Annotated in this window: 16 protein-coding genes and 2 tRNA genes; 15 read left to right on the top strand and 3 right to left on the bottom strand. The window is 70.6% G+C overall.

The window, feature by feature from the left end:
• Window positions 1-30: 30 nt before the first annotated feature.
• From dnaA to GA0070623_RS18365, 5 genes are all read left to right on the top strand, one after another.
• The gene (gene dnaA, locus GA0070623_RS18385; protein ID WP_407937943.1) at window positions 31-1,971 is read left to right on the top strand and encodes a chromosomal replication initiator protein DnaA; all 1,941 of its coding nucleotides are present in this window, start codon (window positions 31-33) and stop codon (window positions 1,969-1,971) included.
• A gap of 803 nt (window positions 1,972-2,774) precedes the next feature.
• Window positions 2,775-3,908, top strand: a complete 1,134-nt coding sequence (dnaN, locus tag GA0070623_RS18380) for a DNA polymerase III subunit beta (protein WP_067300955.1) — start codon at window positions 2,775-2,777, stop codon at window positions 3,906-3,908.
• A 41-nt stretch (window positions 3,909-3,949) separates the two neighbouring features.
• Window positions 3,950-4,822 carry a phosphogluconate dehydrogenase (NAD(+)-dependent, decarboxylating) gene (gene gnd, locus GA0070623_RS18375; protein WP_067300952.1) on the top strand — a complete coding sequence of 291 codons (873 nt, stop codon included), beginning with the start codon at window positions 3,950-3,952 and terminating at the stop codon, window positions 4,820-4,822.
• A gap of 16 nt (window positions 4,823-4,838) precedes the next feature.
• Window positions 4,839-5,972 carry a DNA replication/repair protein RecF gene (recF, locus tag GA0070623_RS18370; protein ID WP_067300949.1) on the top strand — a complete coding sequence of 378 codons (1,134 nt, stop codon included), beginning with the start codon at window positions 4,839-4,841 and terminating at the stop codon, window positions 5,970-5,972.
• Between the two features lie 160 nt (window positions 5,973-6,132).
• A complete protein-coding gene (locus tag GA0070623_RS18365; RefSeq protein ID WP_067300946.1) occupies window positions 6,133-6,681 on the top strand; it encodes a DUF721 domain-containing protein in 549 nt (182 codons plus the stop codon).
• A gap of 3 nt (window positions 6,682-6,684) precedes the next feature.
• Here the strand turns inward: GA0070623_RS18365 and GA0070623_RS18360 are convergent, their stop codons facing one another.
• On the bottom strand, window positions 6,685-6,912 hold the full coding sequence (locus tag GA0070623_RS18360) for a hypothetical protein (RefSeq protein WP_067300943.1): 228 nt from the start codon (window positions 6,910-6,912) through the stop codon (window positions 6,685-6,687).
• Window positions 6,913-7,004: 92 nt separating this feature from the next.
• Here GA0070623_RS18360 and GA0070623_RS18355 point away from each other — a divergent pair, with 92 nt between their 5' ends.
• Window positions 7,005-7,496, top strand: a complete 492-nt coding sequence (locus tag GA0070623_RS18355) for a MarR family winged helix-turn-helix transcriptional regulator (protein WP_067300940.1) — start codon at window positions 7,005-7,007, stop codon at window positions 7,494-7,496.
• 41 nt (window positions 7,497-7,537) lie between these two features.
• Here GA0070623_RS18355 and GA0070623_RS18350 read toward each other — a convergent pair whose 3' ends face one another.
• Window positions 7,538-8,122: a hypothetical protein gene (locus GA0070623_RS18350; protein WP_067300937.1), complete on the bottom strand. Its 585-nt coding sequence runs from the start codon at window positions 8,120-8,122 to the stop codon at window positions 7,538-7,540.
• 528 nt (window positions 8,123-8,650) lie between these two features.
• On the opposite strand from GA0070623_RS18350, the gene gyrB reads away from it, so the two are divergent.
• The 8 genes from gyrB to GA0070623_RS18315 all read left to right on the top strand — a co-directional run bounded on the left by gyrB (window position 8,651) and on the right by GA0070623_RS18315 (window position 16,952).
• Window positions 8,651-10,597, top strand: a complete 1,947-nt coding sequence (gyrB, locus tag GA0070623_RS18345; RefSeq protein ID WP_089004111.1) for a DNA topoisomerase (ATP-hydrolyzing) subunit B — start codon at window positions 8,651-8,653, stop codon at window positions 10,595-10,597.
• A 121-nt stretch (window positions 10,598-10,718) separates the two neighbouring features.
• On the top strand, window positions 10,719-14,501 hold the full coding sequence (gene gyrA / locus GA0070623_RS18340; RefSeq protein WP_089004110.1) for an intein-containing DNA gyrase subunit A: 3,783 nt from the start codon (window positions 10,719-10,721) through the stop codon (window positions 14,499-14,501).
• A 4-nt stretch (window positions 14,502-14,505) separates the two neighbouring features.
• Entirely contained in the window at window positions 14,506-15,408 is a 903-nt protein-coding gene (locus tag GA0070623_RS18335; RefSeq protein WP_067300932.1) for a DUF3566 domain-containing protein, read from the top strand.
• A gap of 143 nt (window positions 15,409-15,551) precedes the next feature.
• Window positions 15,552-15,625: transfer RNA gene (locus tag GA0070623_RS18330), tRNA-Ile, on the top strand.
• 50 nt (window positions 15,626-15,675) lie between these two features.
• Complete coding sequence (locus GA0070623_RS31070; RefSeq protein ID WP_231926743.1) at window positions 15,676-15,804, top strand: DLW-39 family protein; 129 nt, start codon at window positions 15,676-15,678, stop codon at window positions 15,802-15,804.
• A 33-nt stretch (window positions 15,805-15,837) separates the two neighbouring features.
• Window positions 15,838-15,913 (top strand) — tRNA-Ala (locus GA0070623_RS18325).
• A gap of 119 nt (window positions 15,914-16,032) precedes the next feature.
• On the top strand, window positions 16,033-16,425 hold the full coding sequence (locus GA0070623_RS18320) for a hypothetical protein (protein WP_067300928.1): 393 nt from the start codon (window positions 16,033-16,035) through the stop codon (window positions 16,423-16,425).
• On the top strand, window positions 16,422-16,952 hold the full coding sequence (locus GA0070623_RS18315; protein ID WP_067300925.1) for a DUF6036 family nucleotidyltransferase: 531 nt from the start codon (window positions 16,422-16,424) through the stop codon (window positions 16,950-16,952). Before GA0070623_RS18320 ends, GA0070623_RS18315 begins: the two co-directional genes overlap by 4 nt.
• A 243-nt stretch (window positions 16,953-17,195) precedes the next feature.
• On the opposite strand, the gene GA0070623_RS18310 is transcribed toward GA0070623_RS18315, so the two are convergent.
• A complete protein-coding gene (locus GA0070623_RS18310; RefSeq protein ID WP_067300921.1) occupies window positions 17,196-17,864 on the bottom strand; it encodes a TetR/AcrR family transcriptional regulator C-terminal domain-containing protein in 669 nt (222 codons plus the stop codon).
• A gap of 96 nt (window positions 17,865-17,960) precedes the next feature.
• Here GA0070623_RS18310 and GA0070623_RS18305 point away from each other — a divergent pair, with 96 nt between their 5' ends.
• Window positions 17,961-18,923 (top strand): NAD(P)-dependent alcohol dehydrogenase, encoded by a 963-nt coding sequence (locus tag GA0070623_RS18305; RefSeq protein WP_067300918.1) that lies wholly within the window; start codon window positions 17,961-17,963, stop codon window positions 18,921-18,923.
• Window positions 18,924-19,218 lie beyond the last annotated feature (295 nt).

Below are 19,218 nucleotides of genomic sequence, written 5' to 3'. Positions count from 1 at the left end.
ATCGGTCGGTACACAGGCTGTGGATAACTTGTGGATGCCGGTCGGTCAGCCGTCCGGTGGGTGAGGGGCACCACCCGCTCGAACGCGGTGGCAGGCCCGGCACGAACGCTGGACCACAGCGGCGGCCGGGAGCAGAGGCGAGGGGGTGGCACGACGGTGGCCGGAACGATCGACCTTGCCGCGGTGTGGACCGCGGCGACGGACGAACTCGCCGACGAGATCATCTCCGCCCAGCAGCGCGCCTACCTCCGGCTGACCCGGTTGCGGGCGATCGTCGAGGACACCGCGTTGCTCTCCGTGCCGGACGCCTTCACCCGGGACGTGATCGAGACGCGGCTGCGGCCGGCGATCACCGAGGCGCTCACCCGCCGGCTGGGTCGACCGATACAGGTCGCGGTCACCGTGCGGATCGCCGAGGACCCCTCCGGGCGACCGGCCGGCACCGTCTACCGCAGCGGGCCGGAGGCCGCCCCGACGGAGGTCGTCCCGGCCCTGGACGACTACCCGGGGTTCCGGCCGCCGCCGGGCTACGACGAGCCGGATCCGCCCTACCAGCGGGAGACGGATCCGTCGGAGCAGTCCGGGGAGCGGCCGGTCCCGGCCGACCCACCGGAGCACGACGGGCACCGCCCGACCCGGGTGCCGGCCAGTCGGGACGGCGGCCAGGACACCCTCTTCGGGGCCGGCTTCGCCGAGCCGATGCGGGTGAACCACCCCGGTCGGCCCCCCGAGCAGCGCGGCTTCACCGAGTCGGGCCGCCCCGGACCGGACCCCGACCTGCGCGGCTACGAGCCCGCGTACCGGGACCAGGGCCGACCGCCGCGTGACCAGCAGGGTCCGCGCGGGCTGCCCCGCGACGGCGCGACCGACAGCGGTCCCGGCCGGGCGGTCGACCACCGTCCGGGTGGCGGCGACCGACGCCCCGGCGGTACGGAGAGCAGCGGCAACCGGCTCAACCCGAAGTACATGTTCGAGACGTTCGTCATCGGCTCGTCCAACCGGTTCGCCCACGCGGCCAGCGTCGCGGTGGCCGAGTCGCCGGCCAAGGCGTACAACCCGCTGTTCATCTACGGCAGCTCGGGGCTGGGCAAGACGCACCTGCTGCACGCGATCGGGCACTACGCCCAGACGCTCGGCAACGCCCGCTCGGTCCGGTACGTCTCGACCGAGGAGTTCACCAACGACTTCATCAACTCGCTGCGGGACGACAAGACCAGTGCGTTCCAGCGCCGCTACCGCGACGTCGACATCCTGCTGATCGACGACATCCAGTTCCTGGAGAACCGCGAACGGACCCAGGAGGAGTTCTTCCACACCTTCAACACGCTGCACAACGCCAACAAGCAGATCGTGATCACCTCCGACCGCTCGCCGAAGCAGCTGGCGACGCTGGAGGACCGGCTGCGGACCCGGTTCGAGTGGGGGCTGCTCGCCGACATCCAGCCGCCCGACCTGGAGACCCGGATCGCGATCCTGCAGAAGAAGGCCGCCCAGGAACGGCTCTACGCCCCGCCGGACGTGCTGGAGTTCATCGCCTCCCGGGTGTCGAACTCGATCCGGGAACTGGAGGGGGCGCTGATCCGGGTGACCGCCTTCGCCAGCCTCACCCGGTCCAACGTCGAACTGTCGCTGGCCGAGGAGGTGCTGCGGGACTTCATCCCGGACGGCGCCGGGCCGGAGATCACCGCCGACCAGATCATGGTTTCCACCTCGGAGTACTTCGGGGTGAGCCTGGAGGACCTCCGGGGGCACTCGCGGTCCCGGGTGCTGGTCAACGCCCGCCAGGTGGCGATGTACCTGTGTCGGGAGCTGACCGACCTGTCGCTGCCCCGGATCGGGCAGGCGTTCGGCGGTCGGGACCACACCACCGTGATGCACGCCGACCGGAAGATCCGCCAGCAGATGGCGGAGCGCCGCTCGCTCTACAACCAGATCGCCGAGCTGACCAACCGGATCAAGCAGAACACCTGAGACGTACGCCACTTCTGCTCCGCCCCCGACGCCCGGCCGACCATCTCGGCCGGGCGTTTCCGTGCCGCCACGACGGTGCCGACCGGCCGCGCCGACGGTGGACGACCGGCGTCGGGCGGGTCGCCAGGGCGGAACGGTGGGATTTCCACGCCACCGTTGTCCACAGGACGATGCGGTTGTCCACACCCCCTGTGTCACAGCCGGTGGATAACCACGCTGCGTCCGGCACCGGTTACCCACAGACTGTGGATAAACCCTGGGGACAGTGCTGTGGACGGCTGGGGACAACCACCGCCCCGTCCACAGCCGACGGTCGGGCTGTGGGCAACCTGTTGAAGGTTCTGGGGACAACTCCGGTGCGGGTCCGCGCCGCCGTCCACAACCCTGGGGGTAAACCCGGTGGATAACCGGTGGATAACCGGTGGACGGCTGGGGACAACGGTGGGGACACCGGGTGCCTGTGGACCGCCGACCGGGTTTACCCCCGGGTTCTCCACAGCGAACCCACCGGTGGATAACCTGTCTGAGCTGCGAGGACGCGAGTTACCCACAGTTTGCACAGGTGCGATGAAGACGATGAGTTATCTCTTCTAAAGAATCAAAAACCAATCATCACCGTTGGACTTCCTGTGGACAGGGCCGCTGCGCCGTCGTCGACGGTCGCTCCGGCCGCAGCCACGGGGTCGGGCGCACAGCCGATGCCCCCGCGCCCTAAGGTGCGAGGGGTACCCGCACGGTCGGGCGGGACGGTGGGCAGCGGTCGGCATGAGAGAGTTGGCGCTGACGTCGACGCGGAGGCATTGATGAAGTTCCGAGTAGAGCGCGACGCGCTCGCCGAAGCGGTGGCGTGGACCGCGAAGAGCCTGCCCAGCCGGCCGTCCGTACCGGTGCTCGCCGGGGTGATGCTCCGGGTCACCGACGGCAACCTCCAGGTCTCCGGCTTCGACTACGAGGTGTCCAGCCAGGTGACCGTCGAGGTGCAGGGGGACGCCGACGGCGCCGCCCTGGTCTCCGGCCGGCTGCTCGCCGAGATCACCAAGGCGCTGCCGGCCAAGCCGGTGGACATCGCCGCGGTCGGCGCCCACCTGGAGCTGGTCTGCGGCAGTGCCCGTTTCACCCTGCCGACCATGCCGGTGGAGGACTACCCCGCCCTGCCGGAGATGCCGGAGAGCGCCGGGACCGTGGAGGCCGCGGCCTTCGCCGCCGCCGTCGCCCAGGTGGCCATCGCCGCCGGCCGGGACGAGACGCTGCCGATGATGACCGGTGTCCGGCTGGAACTCTCCGGCGGCACCCTGGCGATGCTCGCCACCGACCGCTACCGGCTCGCCCTGCGCGAGATGGACTGGGCCCCGGACGATCCGGACATCAGCATCAACGCCCTGGTCCCCGCCCGTACGCTGAACGACACCGCGAAGGCGCTCGGCCCGCTCGGTGGTCAGGTGACCATGGCGCTGTCCCAGGGCGGCGCGGGCGAAGGGATGATCGGCTTCTCCGGTGGCACCCGGCGGACCACCAGCCGGCTGCTCGACGGGGCCAACTACCCGCCGGTCCGCTCGCTCTTCCCGGCCACCAGCAACGCCGAGGCACGGGTTCCGGTCAGCACCCTGATCGAGGTGGTCAAGCGGGTCGCCCTGGTCGCCGAGCGGACCACCCCGGTGCTGCTCAGCTTCAGCTCCGACGGCCTGGTCGTCGAGGCCGGCGGCACCGAGGAGGCGCGGGCCAGCGAGGCCATGGAGGCCACCTTCACCGGCGAGCCGCTGACCATCGGCTTCAACCCGCAGTACCTGATCGACGGCCTGGCCAACCTGGGGGCCCAGTACGCCCTGCTGCGCTTCGTGGACGCCTTCAAGCCGGCGGTGATTTCCCCGGCCGGCGAGGATGGCGAGGCCATCTCGGGGTACCGGTACCTCATCATGCCGATTCGCGTCTCCCGCTGACCGCGTACCGGCACCACCCAGACGCACGGAGGTAGGGGCAGATGCAGCTCGGCCTGGTAGGGCTCGGCCGGATGGGCGGCAACATGCGTGAGCGGTTGCGCGCCGCCGGGCAGGAGGTGGTCGGCTACGACCGCAACGCCGACCGCAGCGACGTCGCGAGCCTCACCGAGCTGGCCGACCGGCTGGAGTCACCCCGGGCGGTCTGGGTGATGGTGCCCGCCGCCGCCACCGACGCGACCATCGACGCGCTGGCCGAGGTGCTCGGCGAGGGCGACATCGTCATCGACGGCGGCAACTCCCGGTTCAGCGACGACGCCCCCCGGGCCGAACGGCTCGCCGCCCGGGGCATCGGCTACGTCGACGTCGGTGTCTCCGGCGGCGTGTGGGGCAACGTGAACGGCTACGCCCTGATGGTCGGCGGCGCGCAGGAGCACGTCGACCACCTGATGCCGATCTTCGAGGCGTTGAAGCCGGCCGGGGACCACGGCTTCGTGCACGCCGGCCCGGTCGGTGCCGGCCACTACGCCAAGATGGTGCACAACGGCATCGAGTACGGCCTGATGCACGCCTACGCCGAGGGCTTCGAGCTGCTCTCCGCCGCCGAGATGGTGACCAACGTGCCGGGCATCATCAAGTCCTGGCGGGAGGGGACCGTCGTCCAGTCCTGGCTGCTCGACCTGCTGGACCGGGCACTGGACGAGGACCCGACGCTGGCCACGCTGACCGGGTACACCGACGACACCGGTGAGGGGCGCTGGACGGTCGACGAGGCGATCCGGCTTGCCGTGCCGCTGAACGTCATCACCGCCGCCCTGTACGCCCGGTTCTCCTCCCGGCAGGACGACTCACCCGCGATGAAGGCGGTCGCCGCGCTGCGCCAGCAGTTCGGTGGGCACGCCGTGCACAAGCGCTGAACGGCAGCCGCAGGCTGTGTACGTCCGCCGGCTCGAACTGGTCGACTTCCGCTCGTACGAGCAGGTCGGCGTCGACCTGGAGCCGGGGCCGAACGTCCTGACCGGCGCGAACGGCGTCGGCAAGACCAACCTCGCCGAGGCGCTGGGCTACGTGGCGACCCTGGACTCGCACCGGGTCGCCACCGACGCCCCGCTGGTCCGGCTGGGCGCCAGCTCGGCGGTGATCCGCTGCGCGGTGGTGCACGAGGGCCGGGAACTCCTGGTCGAGCTGGAGATCGTCCCCGGTAGGGCCAACCGGGCGCGGCTGGGGCGGTCCCCGGCCCGACGCGCCCGGGACGTGATCGGCGCGCTGCGGCTGGTGCTCTTCGCCCCGGAGGACCTCGAGCTCGTCCGGGGCGACCCGGCCGAACGCCGCCGCTACCTCGACGATCTGCTGGTGCTCCGGCAGCCCCGGTACGCCGGGGTGCGTGCCGACTACGAACGGGTGGTCAAGCAGCGCAACGCCCTGCTGCGGACGGCGTACCTGGCCCGCAAGACGGGCGGGTCGCGGGGCGGGGACCTGTCCACCCTGGCGGTCTGGGACGCCCACCTGGCGCAGCACGGGGCCGAGCTGCTCGCCGGCCGGCTGGAGCTGGTCGCCGCGCTCACCCCGCACGTGGCGAAGGCGTACGACGCGGTGGCGGCCGGCGCGGGGACGGCGGGGATCGCGTACCGGCCGTCGGTGGAGCTGACCGGGGCGACCGTCGACCGGGCGGTGCTGGCCGAGGCGTTGACGACCGCGCTGGCCGAGTCCCGTTCGGCCGAGATCGAGCGGGGCACCACGCTGGTCGGGCCGCACCGCGACGACCTCGTGCTCACCCTCGGCCCGCTGCCCGCCAAGGGGTACGCCAGTCACGGCGAGTCCTGGTCGTACGCGCTGGCCCTGCGGTTGGCCGGGTACGACCTGCTGCGTGCCGACGGGATCGAGCCGGTGCTGGTGCTCGACGACGTCTTCGCCGAGTTGGACGCGGGCCGCCGGGAACGGCTGGCCGAGCTGGTCGGCGGGGCCGGTCAGCTGCTGGTGACCTGTGCGGTGGACGACGACGTCCCGGTGGCCCTGCGGGGCGCCCGGTACGCGGTGGGCGGCGGGACGGTGCGTCGTGTCGACTGAGCCGGAGCAGCCGGGCGGGACACCGGGACGGGCGGGCGGCCCGGGTCGCCCCGCCCGCGGGGCGCGCGGTGCGCGTACCCCGGGGGGAGCCGCGGGGGGCGCGGACGCCGCGCGGGGCGCTCCGACCGGCGGCGGCGCGGACGCCGCGCCCGGTCCTGCGGTGCTGCCCGGCGGAGGTACGGCCGGCTCGGGCGACGGTCCGGCGGCGAGCGGGCCGGAGCTGGCGCGGGCGGTCCTGGACGCGGCGCGGGCCCGCCGGGAGTCGGCGGCCCGTAACCGTCGCCCGGGGGTGACCGGCGCGGCCGACGGGGGCGGACGGCGGCTGCGGGGCTACTCCGGCCCGGGGCCGGACCCGCGTGACCCGCAGCCGCTGGGGGCGGTGCTGGAGCGGCTGATGAAGGCCCGCGGCTGGCAGCAGCCGGCGGCCGAGGCGACCGTCTTCGGGGCCTGGGAGCGGGTGGTCGGGCCGGAGATCGCCCAGCACAGCCGCCCGGTCAAGCTGGAGGACGGCGAGCTGACCGTGGAGGCCCGGTCGACCGCGTGGGCCACCCAGCTGCGGCTGCTCGCCGCTTCGTTGCTGAAGCGGATCGCCGGCGAGGTGGGCCACAACGTGGTCCGCAAGCTGCACATCCACGGTCCGGCGGCACCGTCCTGGTCGCGCGGGCCGCGCCGGGTCCGTGGCCGGGGGCCGCGCGACACCTACGGCTGAGCCTCACCGCTCGGCGCGGCGGGCCTCCCGCTCGGCACGTTTGCGCTCCCGCTGCTCGCGGCTCCACTGCTTGCGTCGTTCCAGGTCCGCCTTCCAGGCGTCCCGGGCCTGCCGGGAGCCGCCCTGCACCGCGCCGGCCACCTCCGGAGGACCGGCCAGGTTCTTGAAGGCCCAGGCCAGGAGCCGACCGCCCTCGCCGGGGGCCTTCGCCGCCGGTTTGTCCTCGCTCATCGGCACCGACCTCTCGTCAAGCATTTGGTGTACAAATCATTGGTACACCAAGCATTGGTACGCTCGCAACGGCGACGAGGAGGTGCACAGGGGTGGACGGCGAACCCGGCGGGGATCCGCTGGCGTTGGAGGAACAGGTCTGCTTCGCGCTCTCGGTGGCCGCGCGCGGCGTCGTCGCGGTCTACCGGCCGCTGCTGGAGCCGATGGGCCTGACCCATCCGCAGTACCTGGTCATGCTGGCGCTCTGGCAGTACGCGCCGCTGTCGGTCCGCGAGCTGAGCCGGCTGCTCCAGCTCGACCCCGGCACCCTGTCACCACTGCTCAAACGCCTGGAGGCGGCCGGCTACCTGCGCCGCGAGCGGGATCCGGCCGACGAACGCAGCCTCGCCGTCTCGCTCACCGTCAGCGGGCGGGCGCTGCGGGAACAGGCCGAACGGATCCCGCCGGCGGTCGTCGCGCGGCTCGGGCTGCCGCTGACCGAGCTGCGCGACCTGCACCGGGCGCTGACCCGGGTGATCGCCGCGGCCAACGGCGCGGCGCCGGTCGGGCCCCCACCCGCCGGGCCGGCGACGCCGGGCAGCTAGCCCTCGCGCACCGCGCGACCAGGAGCGTCAGCGAGGTGCGGTCAGGGCTGCACGCCCGGTCGCCGGCCGGGCTCGGCGTCGGCGTAGACGGCGAAGCCCCGGTCGGCACAGCGCCGGTAGAAGGCGGCCAGCACGCCCAGCTCGGCACAGGTGAAGTCCCACTGCGGCGGGTCGCCGCGCTCGTCGCGCAGCCGGTCGAGCCGGCTGCCCAGCCAGCGCAGCTGCTGCTCGGCGAGCCGGCCGTCGCCGAGCAGCGCGCGGAGCACGTCGCTGACCGACTCGAAGGTCACCGTCTCACCGTGCGGCCGGTGCTGGACGACGAACTTCTCCACCCCGCCGGCGATCCAGGCGCAGCCGTCCGGGTCGATGACCGGGTCCTCGTCCTCGGCGGCGGCGTCGGTGGCGTAGAGCACGTTCTCCAGCCCGAGGATCAGGTCGACCAGTTCGGTGTACGCCGTGGCCCGGACCGTGCCGGTCTTGGCGATGTGCTCGGCGAGCGCGGCGGTCGGCGCGGAGATCCGGGGGATGTCCACGATCTCGCCGAAGTCGACGAACTCGGCCGGCGCGACCGGGTCGTAGAAGCGGCCGGTCCGCGGCCAGTGCACCGCGACATTGTCCAGCCCCATCTGGTGTCACCTCTCGAGAGCACGTGTCGGATCGATCGGGTCCATCGTCCCGGTTACGGGTGGAAAAGATCAAGACGGGCAGCTTTGCCGCGCGCCGCAAAGCTACGGTACGGCCACCCCCGGGCGCGACCCCCGGGGTGGCCCGGTGGACCGGCCGATCCGGGGGCGGCGGGCACGGAAGGCGGACCCGGGCGTGTAGGGGGAGTAGCGGACAGCGAGATTCGGCCCGCTACGGGGGTCTCAGCCGCCTTCAAGGGGTGCCGAGTGGCGGTTATGTCGTGTGCGCACAGTAAGATTGAGGGCGAGACGACGACCTGACACGGTGCACCGGACAGGGGCCTTCACCGGCCCTTGATCAACGTCCCGGGTCGGGTCTGGCCGATCGCGATCCGCGGGCAACCGCGGCGACCGGCACGCACGATCCGCGACCGCCCTCCGGGCGCCGTCCGTGCGCGCCGACGTCGCGTCCTGTCCGCCGAACCCGCGCTCCCGTGCCCCGGCGCGGATGGTGCGAGAAAGTGGCCGAGGGTGGCAGCGCAGGACAAGCAGGAATACGGCGCAGAGTCGATCACCGTCCTCGAAGGGCTGGAGGCGGTCCGCAAGCGGCCCGGCATGTACATCGGGTCCACCGGCGAGCGTGGCCTGCACCACCTGGTGTGGGAGGTCGTGGACAACGCGGTCGACGAGGCGCTCGCCGGCCACTGCGACACCATCGACGTGGTGCTGCTCGCCGACGGTGGGGTCCGGGTCACCGACAACGGCCGTGGCTTCCCGGTCGACCTGCACCCGAAGCTCAAGAAGCCGGGCGTCGAGGTCGCGCTGACCGTGCTGCACGCGGGCGGCAAGTTCGACGGCAAGGCGTACGCGGTCTCCGGTGGTCTGCACGGCGTCGGCGTCTCCGTGGTCAACGCCCTCTCCACCCGGATGGCCGTCGAGATCCACAAGTCCGGCTTCGTCTGGCGGCAGAAGTACCACAACTCCAAGCCCGACCCGCTGGACAAGGGCGAGACCACCGACCGCACCGGCTCGGCGGTCTCCTTCTGGCCGGACCCGGACGTCTTCGAGACCGTCGACTTCGACTTCCAGACCATCTACCGCCGCCTCCAGGAGATGGCCTTCCTCAACCGGGCGCTCTCCATCCACCTGCTCGACGAGCGGGTCGCCGAGGGCGAGGAGGGCAAGCCCCGCGAGGTCACCTTCTACTACGAGGGCGGCATCGCCGACTTCGTCCGGCACCTCAACGCCTCCAAGAACCCGATGCACAAGACGGTGGTCGAGTTCGCCGCCGAGGAAGAGGGCATGTCGGTCGAGATCGCCATGCAGTGGAACGAGTCGTACGGCGAGTCGGTCTACACCTTCGCCAACACGATCAACACGCACGAGGGCGGCACCCACGAGGAGGGCTTCCGGGCCGCTCTGACCAGCGTGGTCAACCGCTACGGCTCGGACAAGAAGCTGCTCAAGGGCGACGAGAAGCTCTCCGGCGAGGACATCCGTGAGGGCCTGGCCGCGATCATCTCGGTCAAGCTGGCCAACCCGCAGTTCGAGGGCCAGACCAAGACCAAGCTGGGCAACACCCCGGTCAAGAGCTTCGTGCAGCGGGTCTGCAACGACCGGCTGGTGGACTGGTTCGACCGCAACCCCGCCGAGGCCAAGACGATCATCCAGAAGGCGTCCCAGGCGGCCCGCGCCCGGATCGCCGCCCAGCAGGCGCGCAAGCTGGCCAGACGCAAGTCGCTGCTGGAGTCCGGCTCGATGCCCGGCAAGCTGGCCGACTGCCAGTCCACCGACCCGCGCGAGTCCGAGGTCTTCATCGTCGAGGGCGACTCGGCCGGCGGCTCGGCCAAGCAGGGGCGCGACCCGCGTACCCAGGCGATCCTGCCGATCCGCGGCAAGATCCTCAACGTGGAGAAGGCCCGGATCGACCGGGTGCTCAAGAACAACGAGGTCCAGGCGCTGATCACCGCGCTGGGCACCGGCATCCACGACGACTTCGACATGGAGAAGCTGCGGTACCACAAGGTGGTGCTGATGGCCGACGCCGACGTCGACGGCCAGCACATCCAGACCCTCCTGCTCACCCTGCTGTTCCGCTTCATGCGTCCGCTGGTCGAGCTGGGCCACGTCTACCTGGCCGCCCCGCCGCTCTACAAGATCAAGTGGAACAAGAAGGGCGACGACGCCCAGTACGCGTACTCCGACCGGGAACGCGACGGGCTGATCGCGCTGCGCCAGCAGAAGAAGCCCAATGCCAAGCCGGACGACATCCAGCGGTTCAAGGGTCTCGGCGAGATGAACTATCCCGAGCTGTGGGAGACCACGATGAACCCGGCCACCCGGACGCTGCGTCAGGTCACCCTCGACGACGCCGCCACCGCCGACGAACTGTTCAGTGTGCTGATGGGCGAGGACGTCGAGGCCCGCCGCTCGTTCATCCAGCGCAACGCCAAGGACGTGCGGTTCCTCGACATCTGACCGACCGGTCGGCCGGTGACCCACCGGCCGACCGCCGTCCACCGGGTTATCCACAGCCTGGCCGGTTTCCACAGCGTTATCCACAGCACGAAAACGACTCTGAGTCTGATAAGGGTTAACAGTGACCGATACTCCCGAGTCCACCCCGAACGAGCCGGAGACCACCGAGACACCACTCGCGGCGGTCGTCCAGCACGACCGGATCGAGCCGGTCGGGCTCGAGGTCGAGATGCAGCGCTCGTACCTCGACTACGCGATGAGCGTGATCGTCGGGCGGGCCCTGCCGGACGTCCGGGACGGGCTCAAGCCGGTCCACCGCAAGATCCTCTACGCCATGTACGACTCGGGTTACCGGCCGGACCGGGGCTACGTGAAGTGCTCCCGGGTCGTCGGGGACGTGATGGGGCAGTTCCACCCGCACGGCGACTCGGCCATCTACGACGCGCTGGTCCGGATGGCCCAGCCCTGGGCACTGCGCTACCCCCTGGTCGACGGCAACGGCAACTTCGGCTCGCCAGGTAACGATCCGGCTGCGGCCATGAGATATTGTCTGACCGCAGATGTCCGTATTCGTACTGCCGGCGGCAGCGTCCGGATCGGCGATGTGGTGCCGGGCGCCACGCCGAGCAGCGAGACCGATGTCGACCTCAAGGTCCGCGACCGCAACGGCGACCTGGTCCGTGCGTCGAAGTTCTTCCACTCCGGTGAGCACCCGACGCTGCGGCTGCGCACCCGCGAGGGGTACGAGCTGACCGGCACCCACAACCACCCGGTGCTCTGCCTGGTGGACGTGGCCGGCGTGCCGACCCTGCTCTGGAAGCTGCTCGCCGAGATCTCCCCTGGCGACCGGGTGGTGCTCCAGCGGACGGTGCCGGACGAGATCGGCTACCCGATGCTGGAGCACGTCGAGGCGGCCGTGCTGGCCGGCGCGTTCGTGTCGGAGGGCTGGGTCTCGGCGGGCCGCGCGGGCTTCAACAACGTGGACCGGGACTACTTCCTGCGCGTCGTCGCCGCCTACGACCTGGCCGTCGGTGGCCCCCGGTACGTCAGCGAGCGGGTGATCGCCTCGGGCAGCACCCTGCACGAGGTGGACGTGCAGGACCTGTCGGCGCTGCGCGCCAGCGTCCTCGGCGAGCTGACCGGTGCGCGTAGCGCCGCGAAGTTCGTGCCCGAGTTCGTCTGGCAGGGGCCGGCTGCGATCAAGCGGGCGTTCCTCCAGGCGCTCTTCGAGGGCGACGGGTCGTCATCGCTGCTGCCCCGCAACACCATCCAGGTCTCGTACTCGACCCGCAGCGAGCGGCTCGCCCGCGAGGTGCAGCAGCTCCTGCTGGAGTTCGGCGTCGTCAGTCGCCAGTGCCGGTACGACGACGGCGAGATCAAGGTCGTGGTGACCAACCGCCGCGACGCCCGGATGTTCGCCGCCCATGTCGGCTTCCTCGGCCGCAAGCAGGCCAAGCTGGAATCCGAGCTGGCTCAGGTGCCGGCGAGCAGCACGGCGCTGTCCAGCGACCACGTGCCGCTGGTAGGTGACTTCATCCGGGCGCACGGCGCGACCCGGTGGACCGAGCGCGACTGGCTGCGCCGGCACAACGTCGACCGGATCGAGCGGTGGGAGCGGGACCGCGACGAGATCGCCGCCCGGATCACCGAGGCCGAGGTGCTCGACGTGGTCGAGCCGCTGGTTGACGGGCGGTTCTACTACGCCGAGGTCGCTGAGGTCGCCGATGCGGGCGTGCAGCCGGTCTACAGCGTCCGGGTGGACACCGAGGACCACTCCTTCGTCTCCGACGGCTTCGTCAGCCACAACACCGAATGCAAGCTGGACCCGCTGGCGATGGAGATGCTGCGGGACATCGACGAGGACACCGTCGACCTCCAGGACAACTACGACGGCCGGGCCAAGGAGCCCACCATCCTGCCGTCGCGCATTCCCAACCTGCTGGTCAACGGCTCAGAGGGCATCGCGGTCGGGATGGCCACCAAGATCCCGCCGCACAACCTGCGCGAGATCGGCGCGGCGGTGCAGTGGTGCCTGGAGAACCCGGAGGCCGACGAGGCGACCACCCTCGAAGCGCTGCTGGAGATCGTCAAGGGTCCGGACTTCCCCACCCACGGGCTGATCGTCGGTCAGTCCGCCATCCAGGACGCGTACCGGACCGGTCGCGGGTCGATCCGGATGCGCGCCGTGGTGGAGGTCGAGGAGGACAAGCGGGGCCGGCCGGCACTGGTCGTCAGCGAGCTGCCCTACCAGGTCAACCCGGACAACCTCGCCGAGCGGATCGCCGAGCTGATCAAGGAGGGCAAGCTCGGCGGCATCGCCGACATCCGGGACGAGTCCTCCGGGCGTACCGGCATGCGGATCGTGCTGGTCCTCAAGCGCGACGCGGTCGCCAAGGTGGTGCTGAACAACCTCTACAAGCACACCCAGCTCCAGGAGACCTTCGGCGCCAACATGCTGGCCCTGGTCGACGGGGTGCCGCGCACGCTCAACCTGGCGCAGTTCATCCGCTACTACGTCGAGCACCAGATCGAGGTGATCCGCCGGCGGACCGCGTTCCGGCTGCGCAAGGCCGAGGAGCGGGCGCACATCCTGCGCGGCCTGGCCAAGGCGCTGGACGCGCTGGACGAGGTGATCGCCCTGATCCGGCGGTCGCCCACCGTCGACGACGCCCGGCAGGGCCTGATCCGGCTGCTGGAGATCGACGAGATCCAGGCGACCGCGATCCTGGACATGCAGCTGCGCCGGCTGGCCGCCCTGGAGCGGCAGCGGATCCTGGACGACCTGGCCAAGCTCGAGATCGAGATCGCCGACCTCAAGGACATCCTCGCCAAGCCGGAGCGGCAGCGGAAGATCGTCTCCGAGGAGCTGAGCGAGATCGTCGCGAAGTGGGGCGACGAACGGCGCACGAAGATCATCCCGTTCGACGGCGAGGTCTCGATGGAGGACCTGATCGCCCGGGAGGACGTGGTGGTGACCATCACCCGCACCGGGTACGCCAAGCGCACCAAGGTCGACCTCTACCGCTCCCAGCGGCGCGGCGGCAAGGGCGTGAGCGGCGCGACGCTGCGGCAGGACGACATCGTCAGCCACTTCTTCGTATGCTCCACCCACGACTGGATTCTGTTCTTCACCAACAAGGGCCGCGTGTACCGGGCCAAGGCGTACGAGTTGCCGGAGGCCAGTAGGGTGGCCAAGGGCCAGCACGTGGCCAACCTGCTCGCCTTCCAGCCGGACGAGCAGATCGCGCAGATCATCGAAATCCCGAACTACCAGGTGGCCCCCTACCTGGTACTGGCCACGAGAAACGGCCTGGTGAAGAAGACCCGACTCGAGGAGTTCGACTCCAACCGGTCCGGCGGCGTCATCGCGATCAACCTGCGCGATGAGGACGAGCTGGTCGGTGCCGTCCTCGCGGCACCGGAGCAGGATCTGCTGCTCGTCTCGAAGAAGGCGCAGGCGATCCGGTTCAACGCCTCCGACGAGGCGCTGCGCCCGATGGGCCGGGCCACCTCGGGCGTGATCGGCATGCGCTTCACCGACGACGACGTCCTGCTGGCCATGGAGGTCGTCCGGGAGGGCCTGGACGTCCTGGTGGCCACCAACGGGGGGTACGCGAAACGCACCCCCATCGAGGAATACCCGGTGCAGGGCCGGGGAGGTAAGGGCGTGTTGACTGCGAAGATCACCGAGCGCCGCGGTGGTCTGGTCGGCGCGGTCGTGATCGACCCGGACGACGAGCTGTTCGCGATCACCAGCAACGGCGGCGTCATCCGGACTCCGGTGAAGCCTGTACGCCGTACGCGTGACCGGAACACAATGGGGGTCAAGCTGATGGACCTCCCGGACGGCGTGACTATCGTGGCGATTGCTCGCAATGCCGACGAGCCTGACGAACAGGACTAGTTGAATGACGGAGACACAGGCGAAGTCGGGGAACAAGGGGACCTCGGCCAAACCGGTCGACGAGGAGGCCGCCAAGGGCGGTACCACCCCCGCCGGCCGCGCCGCCGTGGGCCGGGCGACCGTCCCCGCCGACGCGCCTGCCCCGAAGTTCACCCGGGCACCCGGCATGGCACCGCCGCCGGACAAGCCCGGTGAGGATTCGGGGACGACCGAGAAGCCCCCGACAACGGGCACCGACGCGCCCTCCTCCGCCACCCAGCCGGTGGCTGCCGCGGCCAGGTCGAGCAACACGACACAGCCGATCTCACTCGGGGTCGCCACCTCTCCGTCCACGACCGGCACCCAGCCGAAGGTCGGCGGCGGGTCGCGGCCGTCCCCCGAGGGCGCGCGTCCCACCGGGGGCGCGGGCGGCACCCGACCGGCCAACGGCGGTGGCCTGCCGCCCGGCATCGGCGGCCAGGCTGCCGTCGGTGCGGCCCGGGTGGGTGACGCGGTACGCGCCGCGCGTACCTCGGTCAGCTCGGCGGCCTCCCGGGGTCCGCGCCGGGCCCGGCTGAACCTCAAGCGGATCGACCCGTGGTCCGTGATGAAGTTCGCCTTCGCCGTCTCCGTGGTCCTGTTCATCGTGGTGGTCGTGGCGACCTCGGTGCTCTACCTCGCGCTGGACGCGATGGGGGTCTTCCAGAGCGTCAACGACAGCCTGACCGACCTGGTCAGCGCCAGCGGCGGGCAGGGCACCAGCGGTGGCTTCCAGATCACCGCCAAGGGCGTCATCCTGACGTCCGCCCTGATCGGGCTGGTCAACGTGGTGCTGTTCACCGCGCTGGCCACGCTCGGCGCGTTCGTCTACAACGTCTGCGCCGACCTGGTCGGCGGGATCGAGCTGACGCTCGCCGAGCGCGACTGATCCACCCGCGCCCGATGGGCGCGACCGACCGGCCACGACGCCGGGGCACCGCGACAGCGGTCGCCCCGGCGTCGTGCTCTGTCACCCGGTACCCCGATTTGGGAGCGGACGACGCGATGGGTTAACCTTGCTCGTCGCCACGCGGGGCTATAGCTCAGTCGGTTAGAGCGCAGAGCTGATAACTCTGAGGTCGCTGGTTCGATTCCAGCTAGCCCCACCGCAACACCGTTCCGACGAGCAGTCGAGTCGAGCGCGAGGGGTCGCCCCATGTTCAAGAAGCTTCTGTTCCTCGTCGGGATCGTCGGCGTCGCTGCAGTGGTGGCCAGGAAGGTCAAGGCCTCCAACGACGAGCGCGCCCTCTGGCACGAGGCGACCACCGCGCCCGATCTGCGCTGAGCAGGTCGGCACCTGGCGGCGTCGTCCGCCTGCGGGGCCCTAGCTCAACTGGCAGAGCACTGCCTTTGCAAGGCAGGGGTTAGGGGTTCGAGTCCCCTGGGCTCCACCATGTGGATCTTCCGCGTGCGGTCGTGCACCAGTTGATCGTGGCGCTCCGCTCTGCGTGGCTGCCCGACGCTGACTGTGGCTGGACACGGATCCGCCGCCGAATGTACTAGCGTCGAGGGAATGAAGAAGCGCGCCGTGAGGTACGAGCCACTGACGGTGGCAGGCCTGGGGGCACTGCTCGTGGGATCCGACGAGCCGCGACGGTGGCGGTTGGTGGCGGAGTTCCTCGAGGAGTATCGCTGGGAGCCAGCCGACATACGCGCCGGTCTACTGGATCAGGAACCAGCGTCCACGGGCGACGAGCGCTGGGACGTGTTCCTCGCAGCACTGACGGAACACCTGGCAGCCAAGGATGGGCGGGGCGCGCCAGCGTGGGTCGAGGCGCGGTCGCTTCGGCGGTTCTGGTTCCCCTTCAACACCCGGGCGGCCCGGGTCGACGCGGTGGTACACGCGCCGGCGGCATTCCGCCGTCGTGGCGTGTACGTGTCGGCGCAGGAGTTGAATGTCGCGTGAGCCTCGATGATCCGCTGTTGGACCGCCCCGCGATCGAGGATGCCTTCCGCCGGCTCGGGGACCGGCTGGCGAGGCGAGGTGTGGTGGCGGACCTCTACATCTTCGGCGGGGCTGCCATGGCTCTGGCCTACGACGCGCGACGGGCGACTCGTGACATCGACGCGGTGTTCCAACCCCATGGCATCGTGCTCGACGAGGCCCGTGCGGTAGCGGATGAACTCGGCCTGCCGCACTGGTGGCTCAACGAGCAGGCGAGTGCCTATGTCGCTCCGGGAGGCGACGCGACGGCGCCGCGCGTCTTCGACCACCCCGGCCTGCGGGTGGCGGCGGCGTCTCCGGAGCATCTACTGGCCATGAAGGTGCTTGCCGCACGGCGGCGGGACGCCGAGGACATCCGCTTCCTGGTCGACCACCTCGGGCTGACCAGCGCCGAGCAGGTCCTCGCTCTGTGCGCGGAGATCTTCCCCGAGGAGGAAGTCCCGGGCAGGGCAAGACTCGTGCTCGAAGACGTCTTCGGCGGCTCGTAGCTCCGTCATCGGGCTTCCGACAAAGCACGGGACCTGCGCGAACGCAGTGCCAACGGCTCGCCGGCGTTGGTTGCCGGCTGGTTCGCATGGTGGTACCTCCGGCCCACCAGAATCACCCTTGACCAGGCGTTGTAGCTCGCGAAGATCAACGGGCACACGATGGGCACAGGTTCAGGATTGATCTTGAACCCCTCTGGAGCCTGCCGCTCTCTGTGGTGACGGGGCCAGTGCGTCGGTGCTGGGTCAGTCCGTCGCGTTGCGGGCACGTTCCAGGCTGTCCAAGATCAGTTCCAGGCCGTAGGTGAATTGGGCGGCGTGGTCGTAGCCGGGCCGCAGGATGACGTCGCTGCCGAGCTTGGCCAGATGCGGGTAGTCCTCGGGACGGAACTGTTCCATGATCGAGCCGGTCAGCTCGATCAGTTCGCCGGGAGTGTTGAACGGCAGGCTGACCTCCTGCGCCGCAAAGCCGTAGATGTAGCTGTCCAGCAGCGATAAAGCGCGGGCGGCCAGGTCCAGCGAGAAGCCCGCCCGGCACAGGCTGCCGATGGCCGAGTCGAGGTTTCGCAGCATCGCCGGCCCGGGGCGGCTGCGGCTGAGCAGAACGGTCCAGCACGGGTGGCGGGCCAGCGCGGCGCGGGCCGAGACCGCGCGTCTGCGCATGCCCTCCTGCCAATCCATGTCCTCGGTCGGCAGTTCGAACTCACTCAGCACGAGTTCGGCTATGCCATCGAGCACCTCGTTCTTGTGGGCCACGTGCTTGTACAGCGACATCGCCTCGACGCCCAACTCCTGCCCCAGCCGGCGCATCGTCAGCGCGCCGAGGCCGTCCCGGTCGGCGAGAGTGAGAGCGGCCAGCAGGACCCGCTCCCGGCTCAACGGCCGGCGCTGTCCGGTGTCGTTTCGGATCGGCATATTCACCTCCATTGACAGCTTACTTAGTAGGCCTTAGCTTACAAAGTAAGCCCGATCTGGAGGGAAGCCACCATGGAAAGCGCACCGAAGCCCACCATGAAAGCCGTCATCCAGCGCGAGTACGGGCCGCCCGACGTCCTCCGCCGCGCCGACCTCGGCTTTCCCGCCGTCGTCGGCCCGGACGAGGTACGGATCCGGGTGTACGCGGCCGGCGTCGACCCCGGCGTCTGGTTCTTCCTGACCGGCCGGCCGTGGTTGGTCCGTGCCGCGGCGGGCATCCGCACGCCACGGCACCCGGTGCCCGGACGGGCTCTGGCCGGCCGGGTCGAGGTGGTGGGTGCGCAGGTCACCCGCTTCCGCGCGGGTGAGGATGTCTACGCCGAAGGGCTCGGCGCTTTCGCGGAGTACACGGTCGTCGCCGAACGGATGCTGGCCAGGAAGCCGGCGAACCTGACCTTCGAGCAGGCCGCGGCCATCCCGATATCGGCGACCACCGCGCTGCAGGGCCTGCGCGACACCGGCCGCCTGCGGGCCGGCCAACACGTACTGGTCAATGGCGCGACGGGCGGGGTCGGCACGTTCGCGGTGCAGATCGCCAAGGCGCTGGGCGCGGAGGTCACCGCGGTCTGCGCGCCGAACGCGGCCGAACTGGTCCGCTCCCTCGGTGCCGACCACGTCGTCGACTACACCCGGGAGGACTTCACCGCCGGCACCCGGCGCTACGACGTGGTGTTCGACCTGGTCGGCAACCACTCGCTGACACGATGCCGCCGGGTGCTCACCCCGGACGGCCGACTGGTGCTCTCCGCTGGCCCGCCAGCGCCGTGGCTGCGCCGCCGGCTCGCCGCACTCGTCCTGTCACCACTCGTGAGCTGCACGATGGTGGCTCTCGATGCGCGGCCGAACGCCGCCGACCTCGACGCGCTCCGCGACCTGGTGCAGGCCGGGCAGGTCACCCCCGTGATCGACCGCGTGTTTCCGCTGGAAGACATCTCCGATGCACTGCGCCACTACGGCTCGGGCCATGCCCGTGGCAAGACGGTGTTGTCGATCCGGTAGTTCGTCGTACGGGGATCCTGCCGACCGTTGGCCGGACGACTCAGCCCGGTCGAGCATCGTCGGCCGGACCGTTTTCCGGTGTCCTACCCCGGTCGACGACGCTGCCCGGGTCGGGCGGACGGAGCCGACGGCATGCTGCGCCAGCAGGGTCGCCGAGGTTCGGTGGCGTCCGCGACACACGGGGACCGTTCGTCCTGACGCGGGGTTCGCCCCTCGGGCTTTCCCGGTGCGCGCTGGGGTGTGGAGGCCGTGTCACCTGCCCGGCTGGGGTTGCGGGGGTGGACTCGGTCTCCCG

The organism is Micromonospora rifamycinica, from assembly GCF_900090265.1.
Classification (GTDB): domain Bacteria; phylum Actinomycetota; class Actinomycetes; order Mycobacteriales; family Micromonosporaceae; genus Micromonospora; species Micromonospora rifamycinica.
The sequence above is the reverse complement of the archived record's forward strand: the minus strand, read 5'-3'. Positions and strand labels throughout refer to the sequence as shown.